At 61.6% G+C, this 17,415-nt stretch carries 20 protein-coding genes; 8 read left to right on the top strand and 12 right to left on the bottom strand.

Annotation, left to right across the window (positions count from 1 at the left end; translation table 11 throughout):
* The first annotated feature begins 221 nt into the window (after positions 1-221).
* The 7 genes from rpmH (at position 222) to CNX70_RS27890 (ending at position 4,866) form a co-directional block, all read left to right on the top strand.
* On the top strand, positions 222-356 hold the full coding sequence (gene rpmH / locus CNX70_RS27920) for a 50S ribosomal protein L34 (RefSeq protein ID WP_010401996.1): 135 nt from the start codon (positions 222-224) through the stop codon (positions 354-356).
* A 23-nt stretch (positions 357-379) separates the two neighbouring features.
* A complete protein-coding gene (rnpA, locus tag CNX70_RS27915) occupies positions 380-817 on the top strand; it encodes a ribonuclease P protein component (RefSeq protein WP_096238200.1) in 438 nt (145 codons plus the stop codon).
* Positions 814-1,074: a membrane protein insertion efficiency factor YidD gene (gene yidD, locus CNX70_RS27910; RefSeq protein WP_071075105.1), complete on the top strand. Its 261-nt coding sequence runs from the start codon at positions 814-816 to the stop codon at positions 1,072-1,074. Before rnpA ends, yidD begins: the two co-directional genes overlap by 4 nt.
* An 11-nt stretch (positions 1,075-1,085) precedes the next feature.
* Positions 1,086-2,816 (top strand): membrane protein insertase YidC, encoded by a 1,731-nt coding sequence (gene yidC / locus CNX70_RS27905; RefSeq protein ID WP_096238199.1) that lies wholly within the window; start codon positions 1,086-1,088, stop codon positions 2,814-2,816.
* Between the two features lie 61 nt (positions 2,817-2,877).
* Positions 2,878-4,257 carry a tRNA uridine-5-carboxymethylaminomethyl(34) synthesis GTPase MnmE gene (mnmE, locus tag CNX70_RS27900; protein WP_096238198.1) on the top strand — a complete coding sequence of 460 codons (1,380 nt, stop codon included), beginning with the start codon at positions 2,878-2,880 and terminating at the stop codon, positions 4,255-4,257.
* Positions 4,258-4,267: 10 nt separating this feature from the next.
* On the top strand, positions 4,268-4,573 hold the full coding sequence (locus CNX70_RS27895) for a hypothetical protein (RefSeq protein ID WP_096238197.1): 306 nt from the start codon (positions 4,268-4,270) through the stop codon (positions 4,571-4,573).
* A 92-nt stretch (positions 4,574-4,665) separates the two neighbouring features.
* On the top strand, positions 4,666-4,866 hold the full coding sequence (locus CNX70_RS27890; protein ID WP_096238196.1) for a hypothetical protein: 201 nt from the start codon (positions 4,666-4,668) through the stop codon (positions 4,864-4,866).
* A 9-nt stretch (positions 4,867-4,875) separates the two neighbouring features.
* On the opposite strand, the gene CNX70_RS27885 is transcribed toward CNX70_RS27890, so the two are convergent.
* Both CNX70_RS27885 and CNX70_RS27880 read right to left on the bottom strand, forming a co-directional pair.
* Positions 4,876-5,511 carry an Hpt domain-containing protein gene (locus CNX70_RS27885; protein ID WP_096238195.1) on the bottom strand — a complete coding sequence of 212 codons (636 nt, stop codon included), beginning with the start codon at positions 5,509-5,511 and terminating at the stop codon, positions 4,876-4,878.
* 93 nt (positions 5,512-5,604) lie between these two features.
* Entirely contained in the window at positions 5,605-6,558 is a 954-nt protein-coding gene (locus tag CNX70_RS27880; protein WP_341865547.1) for a CAP domain-containing protein, read from the bottom strand.
* Positions 6,559-6,797: 239 nt separating this feature from the next.
* Between CNX70_RS27880 and pssA the strand changes: the two genes are divergently transcribed.
* Complete coding sequence (gene pssA, locus CNX70_RS27875; protein ID WP_167389789.1) at positions 6,798-7,568, top strand: CDP-diacylglycerol--serine O-phosphatidyltransferase; 771 nt, start codon at positions 6,798-6,800, stop codon at positions 7,566-7,568.
* Here pssA and CNX70_RS27870 read toward each other — a convergent pair.
* The 10 genes from CNX70_RS27870 to CNX70_RS27825 all read right to left on the bottom strand — a co-directional run bounded on the left by CNX70_RS27870 (position 7,565) and on the right by CNX70_RS27825 (position 17,341).
* Positions 7,565-8,491, bottom strand: coding sequence for an aldo/keto reductase (locus CNX70_RS27870; protein WP_096238194.1), 927 nt, complete (start codon positions 8,489-8,491; stop codon positions 7,565-7,567). The two genes, pssA and CNX70_RS27870, sit on opposite strands and share 4 nt — an antisense overlap.
* Positions 8,492-8,638: 147 nt before the next feature.
* Positions 8,639-9,784, bottom strand: coding sequence for a D-alanyl-D-alanine carboxypeptidase family protein (locus tag CNX70_RS27865; protein WP_096238193.1), 1,146 nt, complete (start codon positions 9,782-9,784; stop codon positions 8,639-8,641).
* A gap of 114 nt (positions 9,785-9,898) precedes the next feature.
* Entirely contained in the window at positions 9,899-10,552 is a 654-nt protein-coding gene (locus tag CNX70_RS27860) for an alpha/beta hydrolase (RefSeq protein ID WP_096238192.1), read from the bottom strand.
* A 48-nt stretch (positions 10,553-10,600) separates the two neighbouring features.
* Positions 10,601-10,918, bottom strand: a complete 318-nt coding sequence (locus tag CNX70_RS27855; protein ID WP_034781335.1) for a (2Fe-2S) ferredoxin domain-containing protein — start codon at positions 10,916-10,918, stop codon at positions 10,601-10,603.
* 40 nt (positions 10,919-10,958) lie between these two features.
* Positions 10,959-12,146, bottom strand: coding sequence for a VanZ family protein (locus CNX70_RS27850; RefSeq protein ID WP_096238191.1), 1,188 nt, complete (start codon positions 12,144-12,146; stop codon positions 10,959-10,961).
* Between the two features lie 10 nt (positions 12,147-12,156).
* Entirely contained in the window at positions 12,157-12,771 is a 615-nt protein-coding gene (locus CNX70_RS27845; protein ID WP_096238190.1) for an ABC-type transport auxiliary lipoprotein family protein, read from the bottom strand.
* A gap of 12 nt (positions 12,772-12,783) precedes the next feature.
* Positions 12,784-13,743 carry an MlaD family protein gene (locus CNX70_RS27840; RefSeq protein WP_096238189.1) on the bottom strand — a complete coding sequence of 320 codons (960 nt, stop codon included), beginning with the start codon at positions 13,741-13,743 and terminating at the stop codon, positions 12,784-12,786.
* Complete coding sequence (locus tag CNX70_RS27835) at positions 13,743-14,642, bottom strand: ABC transporter ATP-binding protein (RefSeq protein ID WP_071075116.1); 900 nt, start codon at positions 14,640-14,642, stop codon at positions 13,743-13,745. Before CNX70_RS27835 ends, CNX70_RS27840 begins: the two co-directional genes overlap by 1 nt.
* Entirely contained in the window at positions 14,642-15,775 is a 1,134-nt protein-coding gene (locus CNX70_RS27830; protein ID WP_096238188.1) for an MlaE family ABC transporter permease, read from the bottom strand. The genes CNX70_RS27835 and CNX70_RS27830 overlap by 1 nt, the downstream gene beginning before the upstream one ends.
* Before the next feature lie 57 nt (positions 15,776-15,832).
* Entirely contained in the window at positions 15,833-17,341 is a 1,509-nt protein-coding gene (locus CNX70_RS27825) for a B12-binding domain-containing radical SAM protein (protein WP_096238187.1), read from the bottom strand.
* Positions 17,342-17,415: the final 74 nt, after the last annotated feature.

Below are 17,415 nucleotides of genomic sequence, written 5' to 3'. Positions count from 1 at the left end.
ATCCTTGACAAGAGGGGGGCATATGCTGAATAATTCAGGGTTCCCCGCCCGTATTCCGTGTTTATTCATTTGGAACGACAATATGGACTAAGCGTGGATTAAGCGGGCGATGAGATTGGCCAGCTTGTGCCTTGGCATAAGTGCGCGATTGTCATTGGCACCAAAAACTGACGGGACGTCAGACCCGATTTTGCATTTTTTTTGTTTTTAGCGAGACCAACATGAAACGTACTTACCAACCTTCCGTCGTTCGTCGCAAGCGTACGCACGGCTTCCGCGCTCGTATGGCTACCCGTGGTGGCCGTGATGTGCTCAACGCACGTCGCGCAAAGGGCCGCAAACGTCTGGCCGTATAGGCTTGTCGTTGACAGCTGATCGCGTGGCTAGCTGTACTCCAGTCGGCAATCAACGCGAAGGTTCACACGACTTCGCGCGCGTTCGGCGTATCGTTAAAACGGATGAATTTTCATCCGTTTTTCGTTTGCGCCCTTCGCAAAAAACAGCGCATTTTGTGCTGTACACCCGACACAATCAATTGCCGCATGCGCGGCTGGGCGTCGTTGTGGCGAAGCGTTTCGCGCCACGCGCGGCGACCCGCAACACGATCAAGCGCGTCACGCGCGAGCTGTTTCGCAACAGCGCGATGCCGCCTGTCGACTGCGTGGTGCGTTTATCGCGCGCCGTCAACAGCAAGGATGGCCCGGCCACCACGACCAAGCTCAAAGCCGAGCTGCGTGAAGAATTGGGCCGCCTGTTCGCGGCGCAAATCGCCGCCCAGGCCCGTTCTGTTGCTGCGCCACCACCGTCCGCGCCATGAAAACCCTGCTGCTGTTCCTGCTGCGCGCTTATCAGTTGCTGATCAGCCCCATGCTGGGACAGAATTGCCGTTTCTATCCGAGCTGTTCGCATTACGCGATGGAAGCGCTGCGCGTGCACGGTACTGCCAAGGGCAGCCTGCTGGCTGCCAAGCGGCTGTGCCGTTGCCACCCCTGGAATGAAGGGGGCGTCGACCCGGTGCCGCCGGCCGACCCTAAACAATCTTCAACGACCGCTTGCGGTTGCAACCACTCCTGACAAATACCCTAATGGATATCAATAAACGTACCATCCTGTGGATCGTGTTTTCCGTCTCGCTGGTAATTCTCTGGAACGAATGGATGATCTCGAACGGCAAGCCGTCGATGTTCTCCGCGAACACGGAACAAACCGCCAAGGCGCCTGCGACCCCTGCCAAGACGGCTGCCCTGCCAGCTGCGGCAGGCGTGCCTGCCCTGCCGGGTGAGGCTGTCGATCCCGCCGCGTTCAAGCGCGAAGTGATTACCATCACCACCGACGTCATCAAGGTCGACATCGACACCCTGGGCGGCCAGGTCAAGCGTCTGGAATTGCTGAAGTTCAAGGGCGCAGGCAATCCGGGCTGGTTTGGCGGTTGCTTCGGCCTGTTCAAGGTATGCCAGCCTGACGACGGCAAGCAAAACGAAGTGCTGTTCGACGAAGGCGCGAACCATACTTACCTGGCGCAATCGGGCCTGGTCGGTGGTCCATTCCCTACCCATGCGAGCGGTTTCACCGTGCAGCCTGGCGTACGTACCCTGGCCGATGGCAAGCAGATTCAACTGGTGATGGAAGCGGTCGAAGGCGGCGTCAAGCTGACCAAGACGTTTACCTTCAAGCGCGGCGACTACGTCATCGACGTGCGCCACGACGTGTCCAACGTGGGCGCGGCACCTGTCACGCCGCAGCTGTATCTGCAACTGACGCATGACGGCAACAAGCCGGTCGGCGATTCGTTCTTCAACAGCAGCTTCACGGGCCCGACCCTGTACACGCCACAGGACAAGTACCAGAAGCTGACGTTCGAGAAAATCGAAAAAGCCGCCGTGGAAGACGAGAAGAAGGGCAACGACAACGCCATGAAGGGCCTGCACCCGGCCACGGCGACTGGCGGCTGGTTTGCGATTTCGCAACATTTCTTCGTTTCCGCCTTTGTTCCGCCTGAAAACGTCAAGCGCGACATCTTCACCAAGAAGGTCGGCCCCAACCTGTACGCCATCGGCAACGTGCTGCCCCTGCCTACCCTGGCGCCAGGCGCCTCGGCCAGCATGGACAGCAAGCTGTACTCGGGTCCGCAAATCGCGCATCTGCTGGAAAACGTCTCGCCTGGCCTGGAACTGGTCAAGGATTACGGCTGGCTGACCATCATCGCCAAGCCGATGTTCTGGGTCATGGAACAGATCCACAGCGTGCTGGGTAACTGGGGCTGGACCATCATCGCCTTCACGATCCTGATCAAGCTGCTGTTCTTCCCGCTGTCGGCCGCCGGCTACCGCAGCATGGCCAAGATGAAACTGGTCACGCCGAAGATGCAAGCGATCCGCGAACGCTTCAAAGGCGATCCGCAAAAGATGAACCAGGCCACGATGGAGCTGTACAAGACGGAAAAGATCAATCCGCTGGGCGGCTGCCTGCCGATCCTGATCCAGATGCCCGTGTTTATCGCCCTGTACTGGGTACTGAACGCGTCCGTGGAAATCCGCGGCGCGCCATGGATCGGCTGGATCACCGACCTGGCCCAGCATGACCCTTGGTGCATCTTGCCCGTGCTGTACGCGATCTCGATGTTCATCACGACCAAGCTGAACCCGGCCCCGGCCGATCCGATGCAAGCGAAGATGATGCTGTTCATGCCTTTGGCATTCTCGGTGATGTTCTTCTTCTTCCCGTCGGGCTTGGTACTCTACTGGGTCGTCAACAACGTCCTGTCGATCGGCCAGCAATGGGTGATCACCAAGAAATACGCGCCTGCCGCCAAGTAATTCCGGCCAGCGACCAGAAAGCCCGCCTCGCGCGGGCTTTTTTTTAATCTACAATATCCCCATGAAACTTGACTCTTCCCCTATCGCCGCCATCGCCACCGCCCCAGGGCGCGGCGGCATCGGCGTGGTACGCGCCTCCGGCAAAAACCTCGCTCCTTTGATGACTGCCCTGTTCGGCGCGCAGCAACTCAAACCGCGCCACGCCACTTATTTACCGTTCACGGAAAGTGACGGCAGCATCATCGACCAGGGCATCGCCATCCACTTCAAGGGCCCGCATTCCTACACGGGCGAAGACGTGCTGGAATTGCAGGGCCATGGCGGCCCCATCGTGTTGCAGCTGCTGCTGGCGCGCGTGCTGGAAGCGGGCAAGGACAACGGCTTACGCCTGGCCGAGCCGGGCGAATTCACGCGCCGCGCCTTTTTGAATGACAAGCTGGATCTGGCGCAAGCCGAAGCCGTGGCCGACCTGATCGACGCTTCCACGGAAGCGGCCGCCAAGTCCGCCTCGCAATCGCTGTCGGGCGCGTTCTCGAAGACGATCCATGCGCTGGTGGAACAGGTGACGGGTTTACGGATGCTGGTCGAGGCGACGCTGGACTTCCCGGAAGAAGAAATCGATTTCCTGGAAAAATCGAACGCGCGCGGCCAATTGAAGGCCGTCATCGAAGCCTTGAATAAAGTGTTTGCCCAGGCGGCGCAGGGCGCGCTGCTGCGCGAAGGTCTCAATGTCGTGCTGGCCGGCCAGCCGAACGTGGGTAAATCGTCGCTGCTGAACGCGCTGGCGGGCGCCGACGTGGCGATTGTGACGCCGATCGCCGGCACCACGCGCGACAAGGTCAGCGAAACCATTCAGATCGAGGGCATTCCGCTCAACATCATCGACACGGCCGGCATCCGCAGCGCGGGCGACACCATCGACGCCGTCGAGCGCATCGGCATCGAGCGCACCTGGGGCGAAATCGGCAAGGCCGACGTCATCCTGCACCTGCTGGATGCCGACCATGGCCCCACCCTGGCCGATGAAAGCATCGTCGCCGCCTTCCCCGAAGGCGTGCCCGTGGTGCGCGTGTGGAACAAGATTGATCTCTCTGGCCACAAGCCCGGCGTGGATGCCTTGCCGGATGCCACGCACGTGTATCTGTCGGCGCACGAGCACATCGGCATCGACTTGCTGCGCGCCGAGCTCTTGCGCATCGCCGGCTGGCAGCAGACGGGCGAATCGCTGTACCTGGCGCGCGAACGCCATTTGATCGCGCTCAAGTCGGCCGGCAAGCACCTGGACATCGCCGCCGCGCACGCGGCGCAAGACGACCAGTCGCTGGACCTGTTCGCCGAAGAGCTGCGCCTGGCGCAGGTGCAGCTGTCGAGCATCACGGGCGAATTTTCGCCTGACGATTTGCTGGGCGTGATCTTCAGCCGTTTCTGCATCGGCAAGTAAGGAGAGGTTGATGAAGCTTGTGCTCGTTTTCATGCTGGGCTGCCTGCCTATGCTGGCTGGCGCCCAGGAAAAACTGCCGCGCGACGTGGCCCGGTTCGTCGAGAACGCCGAGATGTGCGAGCATTTTGCCGGCGAGTGGGATGACAACGACAAGGCGCGCCAGCGCGAGATCACGCAAGCCATCGAGCAATCGTGCGGCCAGGCGCAGAAGCAGTGGAAACGGCTGTCTGCCAAGTATGCGGGACAGCCGAAGTGGCAAAAAATTATTGACGAACAGGCCAATGACGCGGTGCGCAGCTATCGAAAGCAGGGCTAGCATCTGCGCCGTTGAGAAATGTCATGAAGTCCAAACTGCGCTGACGTAATCTTGCTGAGCGGCCTTGAAGTGCCGCTAGGAAAGGAAGCGCCATGGACAGCAAACAGCCGGATGTCGTGGAATGCGAGGATGAGGTAGTGGCGCGCCCACTGCCCGCCATGCCGGAATTGATCGCCTCCTTGCCGCCGAAAGGCGCGTGCTGGTATTGCGACAAGCCGCTCGATGCCGTGCGCCGTTTCTGTTGCAAGAGTTGTGGCGTGGCGTATGCGGAAGAGGCGCAATACAACAGCTGAGCGTGGAGACTAGCGGCGCCGCAGCAGCGCCGCCAGCGCGCCGTCGAAGTCGAACTCGTGCGCAGCGGCCGCCACTTCCTGGTAGACGTGCACACCCAGGCTGGCGGCCAGCAGGCTGGCCGAGTTTTCCAGGATGTCGATGGCCGCGCCATCGCCTTCGCGCAGATGGCTGGCCAGGCGCGCCAGCAGCAGCTGGATGGCGGGCGCGGCCGGGTCGGGCGCCACGTCCTGCGCTGCCGTGTGGGTGCTCTCCGGCGTGCCCAGCATGCTGCTGACCGCGCCGAGCAATTGATCCTGCGCCAGTTCCAGCTGCAGCATCTGTTGGGCCAGGTCGGGCGCCTGCGCACGCAGCGCCGACTCGAGGGTTGTCGCCAGGCCGTGCACGTGGCGTGCACCGATCATGCCGGCGGCGCCTTTCAGCGTATGCGCCTTCAGGCGCGCGGAAGCATAGTTGCCGGTATCGAATTCGGCGCGGATCTGGCACGGCGTGGTGCCGTGGTCATGCAGGAAGCGGCGCAGGATTTTCAGGTACAGGATGCGGTCGCCCATGATGCGGCCCAGTCCGTTCTCGACGTCGAGAATATGGACCATGTCGGATGCCGCCAGGGCGGCATCATCATCGCAAGTGGCGTGTGGTTTCAGCATGCTGTGCAGAGAGCCCCAAAACGTGTCACTGTCGTAAAGCAGAAAGTACTATTTTACATCCTGCCGTGCTCAACACCGCGCCCGCTTGCCACGCTAGCGCGTGCTGAATGACCAGCTGCGCGTGATGTCCGCGCCATTGACTTTGCCGATGAAACTCACGTCATAGCTGGTGTTCGCGCTCAAGGGCGCCAGCGGAATGATGGATGCGGCCGAGACCGGCGTATGCGCATCGTTGCCGCTGGTGAGCAGGCGTACCGCCAGGTCCGCGCCGGCACCACGCTGGCGCACGCTGAACGCCGTCACGCTGACTGGCGTGCCGTAGTTGGCATGCACACTGATCGGGTAGCCGACCACATCCTGGTTTGGCACGGGATCGGGTGCTTCGTTATCGCTGGAAAAACTGACGGCCACTTTTTGCTGCCCGCCAAATGGATAGGTGACGATTTGCGCCGCCGCCAGCCCGGGGCCATAGTTGCGGTTGCTGGCCAGGTCGGTGGTGAAATACGCGTAGCCGGCGCCACTGACAGCCGCACCCGCGCCGCCTTCCCTGAAGAGCGGCTCGAAAATGACAAAGCGGTGATAGATGGCCGTGACCAGCTCTTCGGCCAGATAAAAACCGGACGTGTTGCTGGCGCCGGCGATGACTTCGCCCTGCAGCGACGTGACGACGTAGCCGGCCTTGGCCAGGCGATTGCCCAGTGTGATGCCGGTAAAGCCGGGCTTGCCCAGCACTTGCTCGTGCGCCACCGTATTGTTGAGATTGAGATAGCTGGAATGGCCCAGGGCGGCGCTGTCGATCAAGTCATTGCGCAGCAGTGGAGACAGGCCGATCTGGCTGCGCCGGTAGTTGAACCAGTTGAAGCCATCGGTGGCAATATTGTTGCTGAGGGCGGGAGCGCCCGGTTCCTGTGCCAGCTGCCCTGCCGGGGTCGAGGTGTTTTGCGCAACATTGCTGCTGTCGCTGCTGCCGCCGCCACAGGCGCTCAACAGGGCTGCGCTCAGCAGGGCGGGTATCCAGCGTTTCCAACGCAGTGACGAGACAATCAAGTTGACTCCTGTATAGGTGGGCGGACAGAGGTGGGGGCCGGCGTGCTGCCCGGTGAAACGATTCTAAGGCATTTTTGATCTGCCGTAGAGCATCCATGAAAAGATATGTCGCGCGCTCGTGCGCGGACGCTCCCGCAGCTGCGCAGGGTAGAATGAGCGCAGCGCAGCGTTTGCCGCTGCATTGCCTCATTCCCGCTACTTTGATTGCCCATAATTTGAACACCTTGCCCAAGTCGCGCCTGCAGCGCGCCAAATACGCCTTGCCCAGCATGGTGACTTTGCTGTCGATAGCCTGCGGCTTTGCCAGCATCGTCATTTCCGTCGATAACGCCCCGGTGGGCGACGCGGATGCCTACCGCCTGGCGGCAGCGCTGCTGGTGCTGGCCGGCGTGTTTGATGCGCTCGACGGCTATGTGGCGCGCCTGACGAACACTAGTTCGCAGTTCGGCGTGCAGCTCGATTCCATCGCCGACGTGATGAATTTCGGCTGCGCCCCCGCCGTCTTGTTGTACTGCTATGGTTTTGTGCAGATGGGCGTGCACGATCCGCTGCTGCTGCGCTTTGGCGGCATGGCCAGCTTCTTCTTCGTCGCTTGTGGCGCCATGCGCCTGGCGCGCTTCAATGTGAATGTGGGGCGCACCGACCCCCTGTATTTCGTCGGCATGCCGATCACGGCCGGCGCCGCATGCGTGGCGGCCGTGGTGGTGGCCTGGCCGGCACCCATCGATTCCATGCTGCACAGTTATCTGCTGATGCTGCTGCTCGTCGGCGTGGGCAGCCTGATGGTGTCGACCTTGCGTTTCCCCAGCTCCAAGCAAAAGAAAAGCCTGGCCGCGCTGCTGGTGCTCATCTTGGCCATCGCCCTGCTGGTGTGGCTGAAGACCAGTTTCTTCGCGCTGTTCTTCGCCGTCTACATCGCCGCCACCCTGGCGCTGAACCTGGCGTGGTATATGGGCTGGCGCGGTATTGCGCTTCCCCAGGTTTTCAACGACCCGGATGAAATAGACTAAGCCACCTCGTGCCCGCGTGCGGCGCGCAGGATGGCGAACCAGTCGCTGCGGCTGAGCGTAAACTGCGTGCCTTCCACGGCCACGCCCACGGCTTCGATGCGTCCCGTGCCCGTCAGCGGCAGGGGCCGGCAAGGCAATTGCATGATCCACGCAAACACCACACTGGCAAACGGGCGCTGCAGCTGGTCGGCGATCTGCTTGATGACATTGCGCAAGTTCTCCACATTCGCATCGCCCCCCTGGAATAGCCGGCCACCGGCCAGCGGCGACCAGATCATCGGCGCCACCCCCACGTCTTGCAAGCCGTCGAAGGTTTCGTCGAACAGGGGCGCCACGTGCAGCGGCGAAAATTCCACCTGGTTCGTCACCAGCGGGAAGCGCCGGTGCAGGCACTCGAACTGGTGGCGGCTGAAATTCGACACGCCAAAGTGCAGCACCTTGCCATCTTGCTTCAATTGGCTGAAGGCACCGGCGATCTCGTCGAAATCCATCAGCGGGTCGGGACGGTGGATCAGCAGCAAGTCCAGGCGGTCCGTGTGCAGCTGGAGCAAGGTCTGTTCCACGGAGCTGGTGATGTGCGCCGCGCTCGTGTCGTAATGCTGGATGGCGTGACCGGGGCGGTGCGGCGAGAGCAGCTTGATGCCGCACTTGCTGACCAGCTCCATCTTGTCGCGCAAGCCCGGCTGCAGGGCCAGCGCTTCGCCGAACAAGCCTTCGGCGCTGTAGTCGCCATAGATATCGGCGTGGTCGAAACTCGATACGCCCAGCGCCAGGCATTGCTCGATGAAGGCCAGGCGCTGCTGTGCCGACATATTCCACTCGCCGATGCGCCACATGCCGGCGACGATGCGCGACAGTTCGGGGCCGTTGGCACTCAAACGGCTGCGTGGTGCTTGCAGGCTGGCGGGAATTACATGGCTCATGGGCTGGCTTTCTGATGGTGGCGTGAAGGGATACCCTACGATTATAGCCAGCTACGCTACAGCATGCTGTGGAGAAAGCGGCGGCGAGACAGACGAAAAAAATGCCCGCAGCATCTGCGGGCATTTTTTATGGAATACGAGAACGAATTACTTCATCCACAGACGCATCGAATCCCAGGCGCGGCCGAAGATCGTGGCCTGGTTGATGGTTTCCAGCGCCACGACAGGCAGTTCCAGCAGGACTTTATCGTCGACCATCATTTTCAGTTTGCCGACAGGAGCATTTTCAGCCAGAGGCGCGACCAGCGGGTCCTTGCGTTCCAGCACAGGTTTCATCTTGGCAGCCATGCCTTTAGGCACGGTGACGAGCACGTCGCGGGCGAAACCGATTTTCACGGTGCCTTTCGAGCCCTTCCACACTTCCGGCGTGGCCACGGCCTGGCCTTTCGAGTACAGCTTGACCGTATCGAAGTTCTGGAAGCCCCAGTTCAGCAGCTTCTGGCTTTCCTGCGTACGGGACTGGTCGGAGGTGGTACCCAGCACCACGGAGATCAGGCGGCGCTCGCCGGTGCCGCCCGGACGGCGGGCCGAGGCGATCATGCAATAGCCGGCCGCTTCCGTGTGGCCCGTCTTCATGCCATCGACGGTCGGGTCCAGCCACAGCAGGCGGTTGCGGTTAGGCTGGGTGATCTTGTTGTACGTAAAGCTTTTCACGGAATCGATTTTGTAGAATTCCGGATAGTCGGCGATCACGCGCTTGGCCAGCACGGACAAGTCTTGTGCGGTGGAATAGTTATCGGGGCTAGGCAAGCCATGCGGATTGCCAAAACGCGTGTTTTTCAGGCCCATGCGCTGTGCTTCGCGGTTCATCAGCACGACGAACGTACCTTCATCGCCGGCAACGGCTTCAGCCAGCGCCACGGCGGCGTCGTTACCCGATTGAATCATCAGGCCGTGCAGCAAGTCGTCGATCGACACGGGCGTGGCCGGGTCGATGAACATCTTCGAGCTGCTCGAATCGACTTTCCAGGCGCGCACGGAGACATTCACTTTTTGGTCCAGCGCCAGTTTCTTTTCGCGGATGGCGGCAAACGTCAGGTAGGCCGTCATGATCTTGGTCAACGATGCCGGTTCGATGCGCGCGTCCGGATCTTGCGAAGCAATGATCTGGCCACTCGTGGCATCAAGCAACAGCCAGGACTTGGCGGCGATGGTCGGGGCTGGAACGCTCTGGGCGAAGGCGGCGGATAGGAAAAGTACACTGGAGGCCAGTGCCGCTAAAAGTTTTTTCATGGAGGCTGGTCTGCGAAAAAGATGAAGGCTGAGGGCCATGTTGTTGCTACTTTACATGGCCGCGTGGAAAAAACGGATCAATTATAGCCGTGGAGGCGCTAGTAAGCCCACACTTCAATGATCATCGGCTGCGATTGCGGGTTTGTCACCATGCCACAGCGCAATCACGAGGTTCTTGATGTGGTTGAGCTTGCGGTGGAAAAAGTGGTCGGCGCCGGGGATCACGATCACCGGAATGTCTTGTGGACGGGCCCAGTCGAAGACGGCCGACAGGGGGATCGTGTCGTCCAGTTCGCCGTGGATCAAAATGCTGTCGGCGGGAATGTCGGCCATGGCCCATTTGCCGGCCGCGCTGCCGATCAGCGCCAGGCGCTCGACGGGCGTGCCGGCGGCGGCCAGGCGTTCCTGCAGTTTCGATTGCACGAAGGTGCCGAACGAGAAACCGGACAAGGCCACGGGCAAGCCCGGATACAGGCCGACCATGTGTTGATACAGCAATTGCATGTCGTCCGTTTCGCCCGCGCCATGGTCGTGCACGCCTTCGGAAGCGCCCACGCCGCGGAAGTTGATGCGCGCCACCACGTAGCCGAGGGCGACAAAGGAGCGCGCCAGGGTTTGCGTGACCTTGTTGTCCATCGTGCCGCCGTACAGCGGGTGTGGATGGGCAACGAGGGCGATGCCGCGCGGAGTGTCTGCCGGGAAATCGAGCAAGCCTTCCATGCTGCCTGCATGGCCGGCGAGGGTAAATTTTTCCGAGTTTCTGTTCATGATGCTCATACTGGTGGCGTAGGCTTAAATTAAGATTAAATATGCGGCTTAGATTTTCAGGCGTTCGACGATTTTGCCGCCCACCAGGTGCGTATCGATGATTTCATCGATATCGCTGGTGTCGACATAGGTGTACCAGGTCGCTTCCGGGTAGATCACCAGCAGCGGGCCTTCCTCGCAGCGGTCCATGCAGCCGGCCTGGTTGATGCGGATCTTGCCCGCGCCGTTCATGTCGAGTTCCTTGATGCGGCGCTTGCAATGCTTTTGCGCCGCTTCCGCGCCATGGTCGCCGCAACTGTTGCGGCCGTCTTCACGTTTGTTCATGCAGAAAAAAACGTGGCGTTCAAAATACGGTGCGTCGCTCATACTATGCTCCTGCTGAATCGTCAATGCGCCATGATAACGCTTATGGGTGGTCTTCGCGACGCTGGCGCTGCACGTCATCCTGCCGGTTCAGACGGTGCGAGGGCAGGCACAGGAACCACAGGGCCATGAAGGGCCACAGCAAGGCCAAAAATTGCGCCGCGCCATTGAAGTTCAGGAACTTGCCTTGTACCCAGCCTTGCAAGGTGGACATGAAGTACGGGTTGATCGGCGTCGTATTCACCATCACCAGGCTCAGCAGCAAGGTGGCGGCCGCGATGCGGCGCTGCGCCACATGGGGCGCGAAGGCCAGGCCGCCCAGCATGATCAGGCCGATCAAAAAGCCGCCCTGGGCACCCGGCGTGATCCAGACGAAGGCGTTTTCGGGCGAAAACAGCAGCGCGCTGGCCATCGAACGCACGATCAAGGCGGCGGCGATGAGGATCAGCATCAGCGCAGCGCGCGGTGCGGCGCGGCGCAGCAGGCATAGCAAGGTGAGCACGGCGCCCGTCATGCCGCAGGCCGTGATGATAGTTTCTGATAGCCAATATTGCTCAACAGTTAATATCACATCGGGACGCAGATATGCGGCCAGGTCGATCTCCATGCCCATCAGGCTGGAGGCCCAGTCCGACAGGATGGGCAGCAATTGTCCCAGGCCGAACAGATAGCCTTGCGGATAGATTTGCGCCAGCGGCCACAGGGCCAGCAGCACCAGGCCCTGGCTGGCGTGCTGGGCAAACCAGCGCTGGCGCACGCGGTACAAATGGCTATGGTCGAGCAGTTTGCGCGCCGTCAGGGCGCCGATGATGGCACCGATGAAACAACCGGCCGAGTTCGTATAAAAGTCGAGATTCGACGACACGCGGCTGGGCAAATAGGTTTGTACGGCTTCCATGCTGCCGGAAATCAACATGCCGCACAGGCTGGCGATGACGACGGCAAAGAAACCAGTCATCCTTGGAAACAGCGAATACACGATCAGGGCGCCCAGCGGGATGTAGCCGACGACGTTGACGCCCACGTCAAAGCCCGTCCAGTAGCGGGGCATGCGCGTGTTTTCCAGGAAAGTCAGTGGCGACAAGCCGTTGCTGTGCCAGCCCGTGAACGGGAACCAGCTGGCGTACACGATCAGGAAGACGTAGGCGAGCAGGGTCGCGCGCGATACGGGCGACGAGCGTGCGGGCGGTAGTGGCGCGGGCGGGCTGGCGGAGGCTGCGGGGTCGGTCATTGTGCTGCGGTCACTCTTTCGGCAGGTTCAGTGTGCCCAGCCAGGCCAGCAGGTCGGCGGAGATGGCGTCCGAGGCCGCCGCCAGCGCCTGTGCGCCGCCCTGCGCGTCGGCACTGCCGGCCGGGCCGCTGCGGCTGAAGGTTTTCTGGTCGATCAGGCGGTGGCCGCGGAACAGCGAGGCGCGCAGCGACACATGGCCGCTGCTTTGCGTCTGCGTATCAAAGTTTTGCGAAAAATCGTCGACATCGATGCGCAGCAGGGGTATGCCGGCGGCCGCGTCCGTGGTTGACAGCACTTTCACGCCGCTTTGCGCCACGCGCGTTTTCAGGCGCTGGCTCAACAGTTGCAGCGGCGGCGTGTTCCAGCGGTTGTAGGCGTACGGGCGCGACTGCTGCGCATCGGCGTACAGCAAGCGGTAATACATGCGCTGGCTGTCGAGCCAGGATGGACCGTTGGCGTCGGCGATCACCAGCACGGGCACGGCTGGCGCCGCTGCTGGTGCGGCCGCCAGCGGCGCGGCCGGGCCGAAATCGTAAAACGTGGGCACGGGGCCGCGGCTGGCGCAGCCGCCCAGCAGGAAAGCGGTGGCCAGGATCAGTGCGCTGAGTTTGCGAGGGATAGGCATGCGGTGTTCTCCTTATTTGCCCGGTGCCGAAAAACCGGGCTCGCCCGGGCCGGGCGGGATGTCTGGGGCGCCGAACAAGATGCTCTGCGGCTGTTCATTGAGCGTGCTCATGGTGGTTTTCAGGGCGCGCATGGAGGAACGCGCCTCGCCGCTCAGCTCGATTACCTGCGGCAAGACTTCCAGCGACACGCCGTTGGCCACCGTTTCCACCGAATTGCCGACCCGGTCGACCGTGCCATTGACCTTGTCGAGCACGCCGCCGGGCGCCTGGATGTCGTTGCCCAGCTTTTTCCAGGTGGCCGTCAAATCCGACACGTTCTTGCTGGCCGTGCTGACGGCCGTCAAGGTTTGGCGTGTTTGCTCCGTCAGTTGCGGCAATTGCGTCAGGGTCGGCTCCAGTTGCTGCGGAATGGCGCCAAAGGCCTTGGCTGCCTTGCCCACTTCATTGAAGGCGCCCAGCATGGCGGCCTGGTTGTCGGGGCTGAGCAGATTATTCACCTTGTTGGTGATCTGCTCGGCCTGGTCGAGGATGCGCTTGCCACGCTTTTCCAGCTGGTCCAGCAAGCCCGCGCGCAGGGGAATCAGCGATGGCTTGTCCTTGCTGGTGCCCAGCAATTTCGAACCCACGTGCTCGTCGTCGAGCTGGATGTAGGCGATGCCCGTCACGCCCTGGTAACCGAGGCTGGCAAAGGTGGTGTCGGTGACGGGGGTGTCCGGCGCCACGCTGATGTGCACGAGGATTTGCCCCGCCTTTTGCGTGTCGAAATCGATGGCGTCGACCTTGCCCACTTCCAGGCCCCGGTAGCGCACGGTCGCCTGCGGGTTCAGGCCTGGCACGGACAGGGTGGTGGCGAGCAAATACGGCACTCTTTCCACGCGGTCGCGGTTGAACCAGACGCCGAACAGAATGGCCGCCACCAGCAAGGTGAGTGTAAAAAATCCCGTCATCAGGGCATGTGATCTGTTTTCCATTACTTCTCCGCTTTCTTGTCTGTGCCGGCATCGTCGCCTGGCTGCGCCGCCTTGCCTGCCGCCGCCTGTTTTTCATCGAGGACGGCCAGTGCGCGCTTGCCGCGGTCGCCGAGGAAAAATTGCTTGATGAACGGGTGGTCCACTTCGATCACCTCGCGCGTGGGGCCGATGGCGATCACGTGTTTTTCCGCCAGCACGGCGATGCGCGTGGACAGGGCGAACAGGGTGTCGAGGTCATGCGTGACCATCACCACCGTCAAGCCCAGCTCGCGGTGCAGCGACTGGATCAGGGCGACAAAACTTTCCGACAGATCCGGGTCCAGGCCCGCCGTTGGTTCGTCGAGGAACAGCAGCTTCGGTTCCAGCGCCAGGGCGCGCGCCAGGGCCACGCGCTTGATCATGCCGCCCGACAAGTCCGACGGCATTTTCAGCGCATGTTCCGGACCCAGTCCCACCATGTTCATCTTCAATAATACCGCGTCGTGCACCAGCGCCTCGGGCAGTACGCGCAATTCGCGCATCGGTTGCGCCACGTTGTCGAACACGGTCAGGGCCGAATACAGGGCGCCTTGCTGGAACAGCATGCCCCAATGGTTGCGCAATTGCTGCAACTGGTCCGAACTTGCTTTGTTGATATCTTCGCCAAAGACTTTGACGCAGCCCCGTGCCGGATGTTCCAGGCCCAGCATCTGGCGCAGCAGCACCGTCTTGCCCGTGCCGGAGCCGCCCACGATGGACAGGATTTCGCCCCGCTCGATTTCCAGGTTCAAGTCCTGGTGCACGACGGTGCGGCCGAACTTGGTCCACAGGTTGGTGATTTCCACCACGGGCGCGCTGCCATGCAGGTTGAACTGGCCGTCCTTGCCCGTGCCACAAGCGATATCGGTGTCGTCCGCCATCAGTAGCCCACTCCATTGAAGACGATGGCGAACACGGCGTCGGCCAGGATCACCACGGTGATGGCCGTGACGACGGCGGTGGTGGTGCCGTGCCCCAGGCTTTCCGTGTTGGCCTTGATGCGCAGGCCGAAGTGGCAGGAGACGAGGGCGATCAGCATGCCGAAAATCACGCCCTTGCCCAGGCCGATCATGTAATTGGCCAGCGGCACGGCGTCCGGCAGCTTCTGGATGAAGTAGCGCGCCGACAGATTCAATTCCACCTTGGCCGCCACCATGCCGCCAATCAGCGCGGCCGTATCCGTCCAGATAACGAGCAGGGGCATGGAAATGGCCAGGGCCAGCACTTTCGGCATGATCAGGCGGAAACCGTGCGAAATGCCCATCACCAGCATGGCGTCGAGCTCTTCCGTGACGCGCATGACGCCCAGCTGGGCCGTGATGGACGAACCCGAGCGGCCGGCCACCAGGATGGCCGCCAATAGCGGCCCCAGTTCGCGGATGACGCTCATGCCCAGCAGGTTGACCAGATAAATGTCGCCGCCAAAGGCGCGCAGCTGCTGCGCCGACAGATAGGACAGCACGACGCCGATCAGAAAGCCGACCAGGGCCGTGATGCCCAGCGCCTGGAAGCCCGCATGGAAGATATTGGCGGAAATTTCACGCCATGGTCCGCGCATCGGGTGGCGCGCGAAGCGGCCGATATCCTGCGTCACCTGGCCGACCAGGGCAATAAACCCCTTCAAATGTTCGAAAAACAGCAGGATGGTCATGCCCAGTTTCATCACGGGCGTGAGGCGGTTGGCACGCGAAGGCGGCGTCTCCAGGGGGCCCGTCTCTTCGATGCGCCGGAAAAACTCTTCCTGCGACGGCGCCAGGGTCAGCTGCGCGGGGCGCTGCTTGCCCCAGGCATTCCAGAACAGCTGGGCGCCGATATGGTCCATGCTGTCGATCTGTGACAGATCCCAGCTGGCATTCGCGTCACCCTGCAAGGGCTTGAGCTGGGCGTCGATGGCCTTGATGGCATTGTCATGCGCGAGCGTGTGCACCTGCCAGGTGCCGCTGGCAGTGACAAGGGCTCCCTGTTGGGAGCTGGTCTGGGAGAGGGTCAGTTTCGGCGATTGTACAGTCGGCATCGTGCCAGTTTAAGGGAGAATGGCGCAGACCGCCACCGATGTTCAATCGTCACGCTTTCAGGAGGCCAGATGGCGCGCCTGCCGCTGCGGTATTGCCGCCTCCAGGTGGGCCTTCGGCTGGTCGCTGGTTTTGGCGTGGTTTGCCGCTTGTGCGCCGCCCGCATAGTCGCTGGCCACGAGAGCATTGGCCTCGACCGCGCTCATGCCGCGCGTCTGCAGCCATTGCGCCACCAGCTTGGCCAGGCGTTCCATGGCGATGCGGTGCGTGGCGTCTGTGTGGGCGTACAGCCAGTTCGAAAAGTCCATGAAGTTTTCAAACGGCGACTCGCCCAGCATCCATTGCACCGTATTGGCGAAGCGGCCCGAGTTGGCCACCAGATCCCAGTAGCGGGCGAAGCGCACCAGGCGCTGCATGCTCATGAAATCGAGCTGCGTATTCGCCAGGATGGTGTAGGGCGGGTGCGGGTCGAACACCATGCCGTAATGCTCCGTGTGGCGGATGATGGGCGTGCCACGCAGCCGCTTCAAGATACCGAACTGGATTTCATGCGGTTTCAATGCCACCAGTTTGTTGAAGCCGGCCGCAAAGCTCGCTTCATCCTCGCCCGGCAAGCCGGCGATCAAGTCCACGTGCAAGTGGGCGTTCGATTCTTCGCACAGCCAGCGGATGTTGTCGGCCGCCTTTTGATTGTCCTGCTTGCGGCTGACCAGCGCCTGCACGTCCGGATTGAAACTCTGGATGCCGATCTCGAACTGCAGCGCGCCGGGCGGGAATTTGCTGATGCCTTCTTTGAGGGCGTCGGGCAGGTGGTCGGGCACCAGTTCGAAGTGGGCATAGATCGGGTCGTCCGGATTGGCTTCGATCTTGTCCAGAAAGAACTGCATGATCTTCAGGCTGGTCTTGATGTTCAGGTTGAAGGTGCGGTCGACGAACTTGAACAGGCGCGCACCGCGCGCATGCAAGGACTCCATCTCCGCCAGGAAGTTCTCCAGCGCGAAGGGCCAGGCCGTCTTGTCCAGCGCCGACAGGCAAAATTCGCACTTGAACGGGCAGCCGCGCGACGCTTCCACGTAAATCGTGCGGTGGCGGATATCGTCGTCTGTATATAGAGAGTAGGGCAGTTGCAGTTCCGCCAGCGGCGCTTGCACGCCGGCATGGATCTTCATCAGCGGTTTCGGCCCGTGGAGGATCTCGCCGCACAGCTTGGGGAAGGTGACGTCGCCCCAGCCCGTGATCAGGTAGTCGGCCAGCTTGACGATCTCTTGCTCACCCGCCTCGTGCGACACTTCCGGCCCGCCCAGCACGATGATGACGTCGGGCGCCACGCGCTTGAGCATGGCCACCAGTTTGGTGGTTTCCTCGACGTTCCATATATATACGCCAAAACCGATGATGCGCGGCTTGTTGACGAGGATGCGCTCGACCAGTTCTGTTGTCTTGGTGCCGATGACGAATTCCTGCAGCCGCGTCTGCGCTTGCAGCGGCCCCATATTGGCCAGCAGATAGCGCAATCCCAGCGAAGCGTGGGTGTAGCGGGCATTCAGGGTGGAGAGCAGGATGGTCATGGCAGCGATGGAAACGGCGAAACCGCTATTTTACGCTGTCGCGTCACCGGTGCGCTGCGGCCACAAATGCCATG

Origin of the sequence: Janthinobacterium svalbardense (genome assembly GCF_002327145.1) — a bacterium.
GTDB lineage: Bacteria > Pseudomonadota > Gammaproteobacteria > Burkholderiales > Burkholderiaceae_D > Janthinobacterium > Janthinobacterium tructae.
Note: the sequence above shows the minus strand (reverse complement) of the source record. Positions and strands in the feature narration are given on the sequence as shown.